Below are 13,963 nucleotides of genomic sequence, written 5' to 3' on the forward strand. Positions count from 1 at the left end.
CAAGTACACGATGATGGTTATCGACGACCCAAATTCGACTACCACTGTGGCCCATGCCTTTCAAAATACGGTTAATTTCTGGCGAAGGCACCAAAACAGAGCCGATATCATTGGGATTTTGCAGGTTTGAAGTCGACATAAGCTGAGGCTCAACCTTGTCTTCATCCCAGTCTTCAATAGCAAAACCGAGCTTATTACCTAACATAGAAAGCGGAAAACGCAGCTCTATGTTGTAACCCGTGTCGGTGCTTTTAAAGTAGCCTTGGATTTTCGTGACCGGCTCTTGTGTTTTGGCATCAAAAGCATTGACCCAGCCATCTTGACGGGCGGCCACCACATAACTTTTAAACTCACCTTCAGGTGTTTTTAACATGATCTGTAAGTGATCATTACGGGTAAAGCTGAGCACATTTTTAGCACGATACACCAGTGAGCTATCAGTGACTTTAAATGCCGCATAAAGGTAGTTTTCGTATTTGCCTACCATGTGATCAAAACTTAGATCACTTGGTTGATGATCATTACTTAACCCCTGTAAGTAGCGCTTGTCGTAATGCCAAAATAAGCTTTGATAAGGCTGCCACTCCGACAATTTACCATCAAGTTGAATCGGGTTATTTAGGTTATAGGCGTATAAATCTCGACCTTTTACAACTTGATCTAAAAAGTTGGTTTGCGAGTCAAACAAAGCAGGGCGTTCATGTAATGCGGTAGCGAGTGCACGAGTGGTGCCCACTAAGGTTTTTTCTTGCCCTTGTCTTAAGAACTTTTCCATTTCCCAAACATACTCATAGCCAAGCCAAGGCAATAAAAATAAAAAGCAGGATAAGAAAATAAACTTTGTTCTAAGCCCCAAACGCAGCATTAAGCTTGCTCCCAGCGATAACCCATACCGTAAACGGTATCAATGCAGTCAAATGCATCATCTAAAGCAATAAACTTTTTACGAATGCGTTTTACATGCGAGGTAATGGTGCTGTCATCAACATAAATTTTCGCATCACTCATTAATTCGTTGCGGCTTTTAACATGGCCTGGACGCTGCGCAAGTGAATGCACCATCCAAAACTCTGTCACGGTTAAATCAACCAGTTGCTCTTGCCAAAACACCTGCATGCGCTGGGTATCTAACTTTAATGGGCCGCGATGCAAAAGAGCGGTTTGATCGGCGGGTTGATCGAAGGCATCAAGGCGTCTAAACAAGGCACCAATGCGAGCAGCAAGATGCGCCATACTGATGTCTTTGGTTAAGTAATCGTCGGCTCCCATGCGCAGACCGCATACGGTATCAATTTCGCTATCGCGGGCGGTTAAAAATATAATCGGTAAGGTTTTAGAAAGACTGCGTAATGTTTGGCAAAGTAAAAAACCACCATCCACTTCATGGCCAAGGCCAATATCAACAATGGCTAAATCTGGTAAAGATTGACTAAATGCCAGTTCAGCACTGGCTCTGTCAGCAAAGCCTACAACCTGATAGCCCTGAGCACTGAGCATTTCTGTGTAGTTTTCGCGGATTGCTGTTTCATCTTCAACGATTGCTATTTTCTTCATTGTTAATACTTACTTAAATTCTTTCTATAGCGAACTATACCTAATTTTTTGCCTTGCGTACTGGCAAAAACGCGATTGCCATTTTTCTGCCACAATTGCTCAGCAGTTTGCCTTTTTTGATCCCCTTTATTGCCATTTCGACTTGTTTTAATAGCTCCATACCAAGTTCGCAACACCAACCAATGTTGCCAAGCAATTAAGTAGAAAAAGGATTAAACCATGAAAAAATTAATTATTGCCGCTGTTATCACATCTGCTGTATCTGTAGCCCCTTTTGCAGACGCTGCGAGTCAAACTAAACAAGAAACACCAAAAGAAACAGCTATTGGCTTAGGTGCAGGTGCCCTTGTTGGCGGCATAGTCGGCGGCCCAGTGGGTGCATTTATTGGCGCGTTTGCTGGTGGCTTAATTGGCGAAAAAGAAGCGGCAGACAACACTATTGATGAACAAGCCCACGCATTAGTTGTAATGAAAGAGCAAACCGCTGATTACCAACAAGTGATTGCTGATAACGCAGCCCTAAGTGAGCAGCTTGAACTATTAGCTGACGAAAAAGAGCAGTTACTACAAGCCCAATTGAACACCTTATTGGCGATGACGGTACAGTTTAAAACCGGCTCTAGCGAAATAGCCCCACACTTTGCTAATCAACTCGACAAGGTCGCGCAGTTACTGATTGCCCAGCCAAATCTGGCTATCGACTTAAATGGCTTTGCAGATCAGCGTGGTGATGAGTTGGCTAATTTAATGCTTTCAAAACAACGTGTAAATGCAGTGCAAAGCTACTTAATTAAACAAGGCGTACCTCATACCCGCTTAACCGCAACTGCCTTTGGTGAGCAGCAAAGTGTTGCCGATTCAAATAACTACGAAGACAACGTGTTTGATCGCCGCGTAACCTTAACGACACGCCCTGTGTCACAAAGCAGCTTACGCACAGCGCAAAGTAACCACTAATTCATCTGTCGATGGAGTGACATATTATGTTGAGTAACCGTACCAAAAGGCTCCTTTTTGGGAGCCTTTTTATCCTCTTATTAGGTTATGCAGTTAACCCTGCATTTGCAGCCAATGCCAGTGCCGAACTGCGATTTTATGATGATTCAAATAGCCAAGTGTCTTCGGGTTTATTAGTGAAAAACGATGTCACTATGACGCTCACTGGGCTTATTAATCATGTTGTTGTTAAACAACGTTATCAAAACCCGCACCCGTTTGCAGTAAATGCCCGTTATGTGTTTCCGTTACCTGATGAAAGTGCTGTTCATGCCATGCAAATGCAAATAGGTGAGCGCATTATCACCGGTAACATTGCCCTTAAACAGCAGGCTGAACAGCAATTTGAGCAAGCTCAAAAACAGGGTAAACGCGCCGCTTTAGTTCGTCAGCAACGTGCGAATATTTTCTCTACTGATGTGGCAAACCTTGGAGCAGGGGAAGAGATTGAAATTACCTTGCAATACCAAGAGATAATCGGTTTTCGAGATGGTGTGTTTTCACTGCGTTTTCCAACCACTATTACGCCGCGCTACGAACCTTTAACGGCAGAACTACAGCAAAAAGCGAATCTAGAAACAAAAGGCACTGAACAACAGAACGACGCAACAGCTAACACAGCTCAAGTGGCATCAGCGTGGCTAAAGCCTGTTTTTCATCGTACACAAAGCCAAGAGTCTGATGCGAGCCTAAACCTTGCAATTGCGATGGATATTGGCCTTGAACTCAGTGATATCAGCGCTAATTTAGCGGGCATGCAAATCGATAATCCAAGTTTTGGTCGCTATCAATTATCACTTAATCGTGATGTTCCTATGGATAGAGACTTTGAGCTGACATTTAAACCCCTTGATAAAGCTCACTCTCAGGCTGCATTTTTTACCGAAACAGTAGCAGGGCAAGAATATGGTTTACTGATGTTAGTACCGCCAAGCGATCACTTTACCTCGCAAGCTCGTCTTCCTCGTGAAATGGTGTTTGTTGTAGATACCTCCGGCTCAATGCATGGTCAATCTATGGAGCAGGCCAAACAAGCCTTGTTTTATGCCCTTTCGTTATTGGATGAAAATGACAGTTTTAACATCATCGGCTTTGATAACGAAGTGTCGGTATTAAGTGATACACCAATGATTGCCAGTGACTTTAACATTCGTCGTGCAGAGCGCTTTATTTATGGTTTACAAGCAGATGGCGGCACCGAAATCGCAAAAGCACTGACTCAGGTACTTGATGGTAAACAGCATGATGGTTTTGTACGCCAAGTGGTGTTTTTAACCGATGGCAGTGTGGGTAACGAAACGCAGCTATTTAAACAAATTCAAACAGATTTAGGTGACAGCAGGCTCTTTACCGTCGGTATTGGTAGCGCGCCTAATAGCTTTTTTATGACCAGAGCTGCCGATATTGGCCGTGGTACATTCACTTTTATTAGTAGTACCAACCAAGTCCAGCCCAAAATGCAGCTACTTTTTGATAAGCTGGCGCATCCAGCAGTTACTGAGCTTGCTCTTGAAGGCGACAAAGCAGCCCTTGAGTATTGGCCATCGCCATTACCTGACTTGTATTTTTCAGAGCCGGTTTTGGTTGCCGTAAAGCTTGATGGCAGTCAGCACTTAACGTTAAAAGGGCAAACAAACACAGGGCCACTCACCATTAATTTAGCAACCGCCAATGCTGCACAAGGCGAAGGTATCGCTAGACTCTGGGCCAGACAAAAAATTAAATCGCTGCTGCTTTATAACGAAAAACAGGCGGTACGCGCAGAAGTCGAGACATTAGCACTTCAGCATCATTTACTTAGCCCTTTTACGGCCTTTATTGCAGTTGATAACTATGCGGATAATGAAATTGCAGAGCGTTCAATGCAAGTACGAAATAAACTTCCTAACGGCATGACGCTACCGCAAACCGACGGACAAAGCCGGGTGTTTATGCTACTTGGGTTGTTGTTGCTTTCTTTCTCGTGGTTATGGCAATGGCGACGCTAAAAAAAGCGCTGCCATTATGCAGCGCCTTACTTGGTATCGCACTATTTGTTAATGGCGGTTATATGCAGGCGAAAGCTTGGCTTGCACAGGCATTGATTGAGTCTGCTTGGCAGCAAGCTTTGCAAAGTCCTAATGAGCAAGTGAGGCCTTGGTTTTACGCCGATGGTTATGTCACTGCACACATAAATTGGCCAAGCCAGCAGCAAGAATTGACTGTACTTGCCGGTGCGTCGGGGCGAAACCTCGCGTTTGCCCCGGGGCATTTTTTGCCAAGCGGTGAACTTGGCAGCTCAAAAGGGGTGTTAATAGCTGGTCATAACGACACCCACTTTGCATTTCTAAAACATGTTGCAGTGGGTGAGCAGTTCTCTATGCAGTTGCAAAATGGCCAGATTGAACATTATCAAGTTCGCAGCATTGATGTTATTCATCAAAGCGAACAGGGCTTTTTAGCACAATCAGGCCTGTATTTATTAACCTGTTACCCTTTTGACTCGTTAGCTTCCGGGACTGAGTTTAGGCTATTGGTGTCGGCTGATAAATTATCGTCGTCTACGTCAACTTTCAGCTCTTGATGACGTTGACTAACAATAACACCGGCGAATACCACTGCGATACTCACCCATTGCCAAAGTGTGAGTACTTCGCCAAGTAGAATGGCTGACAAAATTAACGCAAAAATTGGAATGAGGTTTGAGTAAGCAGCAGCGGTTAATACCGACACCTTACTGATGGCGTAGTTGTACATGCCATAGCCGCCTAAAGTGACACATGAGCCTAAATATAAAATGCTCAATAGGGCACTTAAATCGTGTTGATTTTCGCTGGGTAGTTCGATGAAAAATAAAAAAGGCGCAAAGAACAAACTACCACTAAACCCTTGAATTGCAATTAAAGTAAGTGGTGAATAGCGGGTCACTAAGTGCTTTACACTGACGGTATAAAAGGCGGCGCACACCATCGCCATCAACTCTAAAAAGTTACCAAGCAGTGGGTTAGGGGCTTGCTCTGTGCTTGGTGATAATAGCGTTAATAAAATACTGCCACCAATACACAAGGTAAAACCAACGACGATGGCTTTACTGATGTACTCTTTTAATATTAAGAACGCCAAAATAGCGACGATAATTGGTAAACAAGAGACAATTACTCCAGCTTGCGATGCCGAAGTATATTCAAGAGCATGCCCTTCAAATAAATAATAAAAACAAGGCTCAGCCAGTGACATACCAATTAAATACTTCCAGTCACCTTGTTTGAACTCAAAGCGGATCACATAGCGCCATAAACATAAGCTAATCAATAATGTGGTTAGCATTCTTAAAAAAATGACTAATACGGGATCATAAACATTGATTGCATGCTTTAAAGCAATGTATGAGCTACCCCATAAAAAGGTCGCAATAATTAAGCATAAACTGGCTGGCATAGGTGTCGCTATTGAGTAAAAAAACGAGAGCGCGATCCTAGCATGAATTTTTTTAACTTGTTCAAAAACTGTTAGCTGGTATATATAAATTCTCTATTTTAATTACAGAATATAAGAATCAAATGCAAAGGCCACACGTCGTTGTTGTAAAGCTGGGCACAAGCGTGCTGACAGGCGGTACCGACAAATTAGATAAAGCACACATGGTTGAACTTGTTCGCCAATGTTGTGAATTAAAAAAACAGGGTTATCAGGTTGTTTTAGTATCAAGCGGCGCGGTTGCTGCAGGTCGCGAGCAACTCATTACCCCCTGTGGTCGTTCTTTGATTGAAAAACAAATGCTTGCCGCTATCGGCCAAGGGCAGCTTATTCATATTTGGCAGAGCTTGTTTGCTTTGTATGGAGTGAATGTTGGGCAAATGCTCTTGACCCGCGCCGATGTGGAAGACCGTGAACGTTACTTAAATGCCCGCGATACCTTAAATGCGCTACTCGCTCATAATGTGGTACCAATTATTAACGAGAACGACGCCGTGGCCACCGCCGAAATTAAAGTCGGCGATAACGATAACTTATCTGCTTTAGTCGCAATTTTAGCAAATGCAGAAAAGCTGTTACTGCTAACTGACCAAGAAGGTTTATTTACCGGTGATCCGCGCTCTGATGTGAATGCCAAACTCATCAATGAAGTGACGCATATTAATGATGAACTCAGAGAACTCGCTGGTGGCAGTGGCACAACCCTAGGTACCGGAGGTATGGCGACCAAACTGCAAGCGGCCGATATTGCACGTCGCGCCGGTGTTGAAGTCATTATTGCCAAAGGCGCTGGCAAAAATGTGATTTTAAATTGCATGGCCGATAAGCTCCCAGGTACACGATTTTTAAAACTCACCGCACCAAAAGATGGCCGTAAAAAGTGGCTTCTTGCTGGGCCTAAAAGTAGCGGACAATTAGTGATTGATGATGGCGCAAGCGCCGCGCTTAAAGAACGTGGTGCAAGCCTTTTGGCTAAAGGCGTAAAAACAGTGCGAGGGCAATTTGAACGTGGTGATGTGATTGAAGTAGTGACGAGTCAAGGCCAGTGTATTGCTAAAGGTCTCGTTAATTTTAATCATCAAGAAATTGATCAAATTAAAGGTTGCCATTCATCGCAAATCACCCAGTTGCTTGCGTTTGCGCCGAGCAGTGAAGTTATTCACAGAGATGATATGATTTTGTTATAGTTTTTTAGTATTTCTGATAAAGTTAACTAAACTAAAGTTATATATAGTTTTGGGGACTTTATAGATGGCGTCTAACGCTTGCGGACATGACTGGGTTGTAGAAATTACGCAACAAGAAGAAGAGGCTGGACTTGACGAGGCGCTTATAAAATCTGTGAGCGAATTGGAAGAGTTTTCGCGCTATGCAATCTATATTAACAAAGTCTTCAAACCCGGTTTCCCAGCCCGTCTACTAAATAAAGACTCGTTGATAGAAGAGCTTACTGAGTCTGAAGTTAATGAACTTATTGATAAGGTTAGCCGTAACAAAATTCGTATAAGTCGAAACTATGGCTTTATTTCGACTTACATACCTGTTTATTACATGGGTAATGTGGTTGGCGTGCTTGTTGTTGAGTCAGAAAAAGAGTTGTCAGAGAGATGTAGTATGTTGGCAATTTATATGCTCAACATTTATGCCAACCAACTAGCGCTGCTTTATAAATCACAATTGGATCCCCTCACTGAGTTACTCAACAGGCAAACTTTTGATAAAAAAGTCATCGATATCGCATCAACTACTGTAAAAGGACAAAGCGAATTAGATCCCCATCATCGCCAATGGTATCTTGCTATTGTTGACATTGACCACTTTAAAAAAGTGAATGACAACTATGGTCATGTTATCGGTGACGAAGTGATTTTGTTAGTCGCTCAACTGTTAAAAAATAACTTTCGTATTGAAGATTACGTGTTTCGTTACGGTGGTGAAGAGTTTGCAGTGCTATTTCAAGCAAGCGACGAGTTAGATGCACGTAATGCACTCAATCGTTTTCGCGGATGTGTTGCCGAATACCCGTTCCCGCAAGTGGGTAACTTAACCGTGAGTAGCGGTTTTATGCCGATTTATGAGTTTGAAATGGTTGCCAGTCTTGTGCAAAAAGCCGATCAAGCCTTGTATCACTCAAAAAACAAAGGCAGAAATTGTGTTACAGCCTATTCTGAATTAGATATCCCAGATTCTCAATGCAGTGATGACTCAATAGAGCTGTTTTAGCCTGTTGCAGCGTCTCTTGCTGTGTTAAAATTGGCCACTATTTTTAGAACCCTATGAGAAGGTGAGATGAAGTTTGTTCGTTGGTTGTTAGGCCGCATCATTTTGTTTTTTGATTTTGTATTCACGCCACGTAGTAAAAAGCGTCCGGCTGCTGAGCAAGCGGCGCTTGATTCAGTGACATCACAATTTAAGTTATATCAATTTAAGGCCTGCCCATTTTGTGTGAAAGTTCGTCGTGCAATTAAGCGTCAAGGTCTTTCAGTTGAAACTCGTGATGCCAAAAGTAACGAGCAATTTCGCCAAGAGCTTTTAGAGCAGGGCGGAAAAATCAAAGTGCCTTGTTTACGTATTGAAGAAAACGGCCAAGTAACTTGGCTGTATGAATCAAACGATATCATTGCTTATTTAGATAAAGTCGCTGCATAAAGCGGCTTTACACTTCGATTATAGCCCGTGCTGTGCTAGCATTTGGGCAAATTTTTTAATTGTCTTTTGAGAGATATAACCATGACAATTCGCACCCGTGTTGCTCCGTCACCGACAGGTGATCCGCACCTAGGTACAGCATACATCGCATTATTTAACTACTGTTTTGCTAAGCAGCAAGGCGGTGAGTTTGTGTTACGTATTGAAGATACAGACCAAGTTCGTAGTACGCCAGAATCAGAGCAAGCTATTATGGATAGCTTGAAATGGTTAGGCTTAAACTGGGATCACGGTCCCGATGTTGGCGGTGAGTTTGGTCCATACCGTCAGTCTGAGCGTAGCGATTTATATAAGAAATTCGCGCATCAACTCGTTGAACAAGGTAAAGCGTTTTATTGTTTTGCTACGAGCGAAGAACTAGATCAAATGCGTGAAGAGCAAATGGCCGAAGGTCTGCGCCCTAAATACGATGGTCGTGGTTTAAACCTTTCTGAAGATGAAATTAAAGCAAACCTTGAAGCGGGTAAGCCTTACGTAATTCGTATGAAGATCCCAAGCGAAGGCACGTTTAAGTTTAACGACTACCTACGTGGCGACATTGAGATCCCATGGGAAAATGTAGACATGCAAGTGCTACTTAAAGCTGACGGTTTCCCAACTTACTTCCTTGCCAACGTTGTTGATGATCATCACATGCAAATTAGCCACATTTTCCGTGGTGAAGAGTGGATCAATTCAGCGCCTAAGCTATTAAAGTTATATGAAGATTTCGGTTGGGAAGCGCCAGTACTTGGTCACTTACCGCTTCTTCGTAACCCAGATAAGTCAAAATTATCGAAGCGTAAAAACCCAACTTCAATCAACTACTATAAAGAAATGGGTTACCTACCAGAGGCACTATTAAACTATTTAGGCCGTATGGGTTGGTCAATGCCAGATGAGCGTGAAAAGTTCACTTTAGATGAGATGATTGAGCACTTCGATATGAAGCGTGTGTCGCTTGGCGGCCCTATTTTCGACATCGATAAGCTTAGCTGGTTAAACGGTATGTGGATCCGTGAAAACTTATCTGATGCAGAATTAATGCAACGTTTTGTTGATTGGAAATTTAATACTGAGCTATTCGCCAAAGTATTGCCAGAAGCAAAAACGCGAATTAATACGCTTTCTGACATGGTTGACCTTGCCGGTCACTTCGTGGGTGGCATTCCAAGCTATGATCCTGCGCTATTAACAGCGGGTAAAGCTGATGAAGATGTAATCCGTCAAGCATTACAGTTCTTCATCTGGCAATTAGAAGGTTTACGCAGTTGGGAAAAACCAGCGATTTTTGCTATCGCAAAAGAAGTTGCGACTTTCCATGAGTTGAAGATTAAAGACTTCCTTGAGCCAATTTTCGTGGCTATTACAGGTAAGACATCTTCAACATCAGTACTTGATGCAATGGAAATTTTAGGTTCAGACCTTTCACGTGCTCGTTTACGTGTAGCATTAGCACATATTGGTGTGTCTAAAAAGCAAGCGAAAAACATCGAACGTGCCTATCGCGATTATCCGCAAGCTTAATCGTAATATAACTTTCAAAAACCGAGCTTTATGCTCGGTTTTTTTATGTTTGATTGACAGGTTAGATGGTTTTTAAGCAAGCTGAGTTAAATGTAATACCTTTTACAAAACAGGTTTGGAAGTTAGCTCTCATATTTGGCTACTGAAATAACCAAAATCAATAACTAAAAACTGAAAACCAATGTAGCAAAATGTACATACTATTTTATATTTCATTCAATATGTTAGATTTAATTGATAGGGGATCATAAGCTATTTTTAACAGTGTAGACTGGAAAATAATTATACAAAAATGTAGGCAAACGATATGATCGCACCTGTAAGCGTTAAGAGTAGGCTATTTTTAGAGTTATATAGTTGCCATAACTGTTTTTTAATTATGGTATCGAGGTGAATCAAGTTAATGAATAAATTGTTTGGCTTAGTATGTTGTTTAACTGCATCAACTGCGTTTGCGCAGGCTGATGATAAACAGCCGCAATTAATTAAAAAGTCGACAATTCATGCCAGCATTACGCTGGGCTATGGGGGAATCGAAAACCCTGTTCTTGATGCTGATGATATTACTTCACCAATTTTACCTAGCTTTGCTTACTATGGTGATAATTGGTATTTCGACGATTTTTCTATAGGTTACAGCTTAATCGAAACAGAGAGTTTTTACGTTGATTTACTTGGCCGATTTAACGATGATGGCTTTTTCTTTGAATTAGATGGCATAGATAAGCTCTATGCTGTGGGTGTGATAAGATCAAACAGTGGCCGACCTACAATACCTACCGCTTCACCTATAAATTTAACGCCAATTAAACGTGATCTATCATACATGGCGGGCTTATCATCTGCATTGAATGTATATGATAACATCTGGCTTAGCGCAGCATATGTGCATGATGTAACTGCTGTGCATAATGGCTACGAAATTTTGTTTAATGGTTATCAAGCATTTGAGCTGCTTTCAGGAGTCGCAGGTGTTGAAATGGGCCTTACTTACAAAAATGAAGAGCTCATTGATTACTACTACACAGTTGCACCTACAGAAAGTAAAACCCGTGTATTTGATTATGACTTACAAAGTGCCATCAATTATTACGTAAAAATTAGCTACGAATACCCAATTAACGATAGTCTAAGTTTAGATTTCAAATTAAAGCACACTTGGCTTGATAGTAACTTAGCTAATTCAACGATGATCCATAAAAATGGCTATTTTTCAGGTTTTACTGGGATTACTTACCACTTTTAGGCCAGCGAATAGTGATCCTCGCCCCGCCAGTTTCTGAGCTATTAGCTAAGCTAATTTTACCGCCATGCCAGCTAGCGATACGATGGACTATATAAAGTCCTAATCCATAACCACTGGCCAGCTTATCACCTTCACCTTGTTTAAAAGGCTCTATTAAGGCATCGGCATTTATTGGTAAACCGGGGCCATCATCTGTAATGCTTATAGAGTAATGGGCTGCTTGTTCTTCACTACTTATTTGGATAGTGTGTTTTGCGTATTTTGTGGCGTTGATCAGTAAATTTTGCACTGCAATAGCCATAAAGCTCGCTTCACAATATGCAGTATCTATTTTTAACTTTGCAATAAATTTGAGCTCTTTATACAAATCGAACTTAGCAATTTCACAATTGATTAGCTTAGTTAAATCAACTTTATCTTGATTAAACACACTTTGTTGATGCTCTAAGCGAGCAAACGATAAATACTGCTCCAAACGCAGTTCAATCTCATCGATATCGCGTTCTATTTGGCTACTTTGCTCTGGTTCTACGTCAGCAATGGATAAAGCAAACCGCATACGTGTAAGGGGAGTGCGAATTTCATGAGAAATAATACGTGATAAATCATTATGAAGCTGAACGAATTTGTTAATGCGTTCAGACATGTGAGTAAAGGTACTAGCAAGCGGTGCAATCGACGAGTTAGGCTTAATATCAAGCTCGATCCGCTGCGGTTTTTTACTGAATTGGTACGCTGCGCGCTGTAACGAGCTTAAATCACGAAACACGGGGCGAATAAACACTAGGATCATAGCACCGAGTAATAGGTAAAAAGCAAAGAACGCAAACCAGTCTGTTTTGGTCTGCGAAATCAAAGTGATCGGGCCTACTTTTTGAATAGTTCCATTGCTGCCTTTGAGATACACAAACTGTTGATTATTTTCGACCACACTAATAATGCCATCGTTTTCGAAAGTAGTTTGTAAAGAACTTGGTAACACTAGCTCATTTTGGTTTAAGGTGCTGATCCGTGAATCTTTATGTTCGGCGATTTGTGTAAGCTCATGGACGCTGAGTTGTATACTCGGCTCATGCTCAGAAAAAAATTCATTATACAGCTGCCCAAACGCGAGAACTAAAGCGATTAGACTCACTGTGATGATTAAATATAATTTAAAAAACTGCTGCTTCATTAATGCGAGATATCCAAGCTGTAACCTTTACCTCTAACTGATTTTATATCAAGCGACTCTTTATGCTCGCTAATCGTTTCTTTTAGTTTCTTTCTTAAGCGGCTGATTTTAAGGTCAATAGCACGGTCTAACCCGTCGTATTCACGACCAATGACATGTTTAAATAAAACTTCACGGGAAACAGGTTGCGGACTGTTTTTAGCCAAATAAGCAATGATCTCGAATTCACTATCGTTTAGGTTGAGTGCTTTACCTTTAAAAAAGATATCTCTTTTCTTTGAGTCAATCCGAAGTAGGTCATACTCATTTGAAAAGCTATCTTGGCCGATGGTATGAGCTATGATTGTTTTTATTTTTGCCAGCAATAGCTCAGGTTTAATAGGCTTGACAAGATAGTCGTAGGCTCCGAGATCTAAGCCTTTAATTTGTGATTGCACAGAATCCAGTGCCGTTAGAAAAATGACAGGGCAACTGTACTTTTCTTTCAACTGAGAAATTAACTCAAAGCCATTGCCATCCGGTAGCATAACATCACATATGATGAGTGAAGGCATGAAGGTGATGTCGCTGTTGCGATAGGCCTCAGCAGTATTAAACACATCTATGGTGTAGCCATGTTTTAGTAAAAACTTTTGAATTAAACTTGCTAGTTTCACATCATCTTCAATTAAAAAAATATGCTGCATTATAAACTCCAGCCAAAACGCCGTTTTATGCGGTAATCTTTAGCTTCGTAATTTGCTATTGAAAGTAGTTGTTTTTTTACAATCTGATTGCTCAATGGGTTTACTAATTTAATAGTCAGTGGGTGCTTTGTTTTAATATTAAGCTGTTCAACAATTAGGTCATTTTGTGTGTAGCACTGGGTGTACTGAGGGCGTTGAGTTACTTCTAAACATAACTCATCAAAAGGGGCGATGCGAAAATGAACTTGTATTTTGAATTCACATGCTTTTTGTTTTGCTTCAGTGACACAAACGGTGGGAGATACTTTAAAAAAAGGCTGATTAGAAAACTCTTCACTCAAACACAGCGACGAAAAAAAGAAACACAAAAGCAGCAATGCCAAATATAATCGTTTGATCATTTACGCACATCTCTGATTTTTAATAGTCTTTTTTTCAAAGTAACATTAACCGTCGAACGTTGATGTAACCAACTAGCACTCATTTGAGTACTTATCTTTGCCGCTTATTATAATTATTATTTATACAACCTAAATGGTGATTACACGATAAAAAACACAATTATCATACCTTATTTATTCTTTGAGCTACAAATAGCGGGATCAACTGCTTTAGATGTATTCAGCTTGTCAGATT

At 41.2% G+C, this 13,963-nt stretch carries 13 protein-coding genes and 1 pseudogene; 8 read left to right on the top strand and 6 right to left on the bottom strand.

From position 1 onward, the window contains the following. Together L1267_RS14670 and pdsR are read right to left on the bottom strand one after the other, a co-directional pair. A pseudogene (locus L1267_RS14670) lies at window positions 1–865 on the bottom strand (proteobacterial dedicated sortase system histidine kinase); the annotation flags it as partial. Next, window positions 865–1,554 (bottom strand): proteobacterial dedicated sortase system response regulator, encoded by a 690-nt coding sequence (gene pdsR, locus L1267_RS14675; RefSeq protein ID WP_063527939.1) that lies wholly within the window; start codon window positions 1,552–1,554, stop codon window positions 865–867. The gene pdsR and the pseudogene L1267_RS14670, both read right to left, overlap by 1 nt. Window positions 1,555–1,773: 219 nt before the next feature. On the opposite strand from pdsR, the gene pdsO reads away from it, so the two are divergent. From pdsO to L1267_RS14690, 3 genes are read left to right on the top strand one after another with little or no spacing between them, the layout of a single operon-like run. Further along, complete coding sequence (pdsO, locus tag L1267_RS14680; protein WP_063703305.1) at window positions 1,774–2,511, top strand: sortase-associated OmpA-like protein PdsO; 738 nt, start codon at window positions 1,774–1,776, stop codon at window positions 2,509–2,511. 26 nt (window positions 2,512–2,537) lie between these two features. Continuing rightward, window positions 2,538–4,538: a marine proteobacterial sortase target protein gene (locus L1267_RS14685; protein ID WP_235383270.1), complete on the top strand. Its 2,001-nt coding sequence runs from the start codon at window positions 2,538–2,540 to the stop codon at window positions 4,536–4,538. After that, a complete protein-coding gene (locus tag L1267_RS14690; RefSeq protein WP_235383271.1) occupies window positions 4,526–5,113 on the top strand; it encodes a class GN sortase in 588 nt (195 codons plus the stop codon). Before L1267_RS14685 ends, L1267_RS14690 begins: the two co-directional genes overlap by 13 nt. Here L1267_RS14690 and L1267_RS14695 read toward each other — a convergent pair. Then, a complete protein-coding gene (locus L1267_RS14695) occupies window positions 5,020–5,967 on the bottom strand; it encodes a DMT family transporter (protein ID WP_235383272.1) in 948 nt (315 codons plus the stop codon). The genes L1267_RS14690 and L1267_RS14695 overlap by 94 nt on opposite strands. A 122-nt stretch (window positions 5,968–6,089) precedes the next feature. Between L1267_RS14695 and proB the strand changes: the two genes are divergently transcribed. From proB to L1267_RS14720, 5 genes are all read left to right on the top strand, one after another. Then, window positions 6,090–7,193 carry a glutamate 5-kinase gene (gene proB, locus L1267_RS14700; RefSeq protein ID WP_235383273.1) on the top strand — a complete coding sequence of 368 codons (1,104 nt, stop codon included), beginning with the start codon at window positions 6,090–6,092 and terminating at the stop codon, window positions 7,191–7,193. A gap of 64 nt (window positions 7,194–7,257) precedes the next feature. Next, window positions 7,258–8,229, top strand: a complete 972-nt coding sequence (locus tag L1267_RS14705) for a GGDEF domain-containing protein (protein WP_135925963.1) — start codon at window positions 7,258–7,260, stop codon at window positions 8,227–8,229. A gap of 66 nt (window positions 8,230–8,295) precedes the next feature. Next, on the top strand, window positions 8,296–8,655 hold the full coding sequence (locus L1267_RS14710; RefSeq protein WP_135925962.1) for a glutathione S-transferase N-terminal domain-containing protein: 360 nt from the start codon (window positions 8,296–8,298) through the stop codon (window positions 8,653–8,655). An 81-nt stretch (window positions 8,656–8,736) separates the two neighbouring features. Next, window positions 8,737–10,221, top strand: a complete 1,485-nt coding sequence (gltX, locus tag L1267_RS14715) for a glutamate--tRNA ligase (RefSeq protein ID WP_135925961.1) — start codon at window positions 8,737–8,739, stop codon at window positions 10,219–10,221. Window positions 10,222–10,624: 403 nt separating this feature from the next. Continuing rightward, a complete protein-coding gene (locus L1267_RS14720; protein WP_199526280.1) occupies window positions 10,625–11,467 on the top strand; it encodes a MipA/OmpV family protein in 843 nt (280 codons plus the stop codon). On the opposite strand, the gene L1267_RS14725 is transcribed toward L1267_RS14720, so the two are convergent. The 3 genes from L1267_RS14725 to L1267_RS14735 are packed head-to-tail and all read right to left on the bottom strand — an operon-like array spanning window position 11,451 to window position 13,728. After that, window positions 11,451–12,641 (bottom strand): ATP-binding protein, encoded by a 1,191-nt coding sequence (locus L1267_RS14725; protein ID WP_235383274.1) that lies wholly within the window; start codon window positions 12,639–12,641, stop codon window positions 11,451–11,453. The genes L1267_RS14720 and L1267_RS14725 overlap by 17 nt on opposite strands. Next, window positions 12,641–13,327: a response regulator transcription factor gene (locus L1267_RS14730; protein ID WP_135925958.1), complete on the bottom strand. Its 687-nt coding sequence runs from the start codon at window positions 13,325–13,327 to the stop codon at window positions 12,641–12,643. Before L1267_RS14730 ends, L1267_RS14725 begins: the two co-directional genes overlap by 1 nt. Continuing rightward, a complete protein-coding gene (locus tag L1267_RS14735; RefSeq protein ID WP_235383275.1) occupies window positions 13,327–13,728 on the bottom strand; it encodes a DUF3019 domain-containing protein in 402 nt (133 codons plus the stop codon). The genes L1267_RS14730 and L1267_RS14735 overlap by 1 nt, the downstream gene beginning before the upstream one ends. Between the last annotated feature and the right edge of the window lie 235 nt (window positions 13,729–13,963).

This window comes from Pseudoalteromonas sp. OFAV1, assembly GCF_021532595.1.
GTDB classification, from domain to species: Bacteria; Pseudomonadota; Gammaproteobacteria; order Enterobacterales; family Alteromonadaceae; genus Pseudoalteromonas; species Pseudoalteromonas lipolytica_C.

What these genes read in the sequence shown, in the direction of transcription:
- pdsR (WP_063527939.1), bottom strand. Translation starts at nt 1,554, where the DNA reads ATGAAGAAAATAGCAATCGTTGAAGATGAAACAGCAATCCGCGAAAAC.
- pdsO (WP_063703305.1), top strand. Translation starts at nt 1,774, where the DNA reads ATGAAAAAATTAATTATTGCCGCTGTTATCACATCTGCTGTATCTGTA.
- L1267_RS14685 (WP_235383270.1), top strand. Translation starts at nt 2,538, where the DNA reads ATGTTGAGTAACCGTACCAAAAGGCTCCTTTTTGGGAGCCTTTTTATC.
- L1267_RS14690 (WP_235383271.1), top strand. Translation starts at nt 4,526, where the DNA reads ATGGCGACGCTAAAAAAAGCGCTGCCATTATGCAGCGCCTTACTTGGT.
- L1267_RS14695 (WP_235383272.1), bottom strand. Translation starts at nt 5,967, where the DNA reads ATGCCAGCCAGTTTATGCTTAATTATTGCGACCTTTTTATGGGGTAGC.
- proB (WP_235383273.1), top strand. Translation starts at nt 6,090, where the DNA reads ATGCAAAGGCCACACGTCGTTGTTGTAAAGCTGGGCACAAGCGTGCTG.
- L1267_RS14705 (WP_135925963.1), top strand. Translation starts at nt 7,258, where the DNA reads ATGGCGTCTAACGCTTGCGGACATGACTGGGTTGTAGAAATTACGCAA.
- L1267_RS14710 (WP_135925962.1), top strand. Translation starts at nt 8,296, where the DNA reads ATGAAGTTTGTTCGTTGGTTGTTAGGCCGCATCATTTTGTTTTTTGAT.
- gltX (WP_135925961.1), top strand. Translation starts at nt 8,737, where the DNA reads ATGACAATTCGCACCCGTGTTGCTCCGTCACCGACAGGTGATCCGCAC.
- L1267_RS14720 (WP_199526280.1), top strand. Translation starts at nt 10,625, where the DNA reads ATGAATAAATTGTTTGGCTTAGTATGTTGTTTAACTGCATCAACTGCG.
- L1267_RS14725 (WP_235383274.1), bottom strand. Translation starts at nt 12,641, where the DNA reads ATGAAGCAGCAGTTTTTTAAATTATATTTAATCATCACAGTGAGTCTA.
- L1267_RS14730 (WP_135925958.1), bottom strand. Translation starts at nt 13,327, where the DNA reads ATGCAGCATATTTTTTTAATTGAAGATGATGTGAAACTAGCAAGTTTA.
- L1267_RS14735 (WP_235383275.1), bottom strand. Translation starts at nt 13,728, where the DNA reads ATGATCAAACGATTATATTTGGCATTGCTGCTTTTGTGTTTCTTTTTT.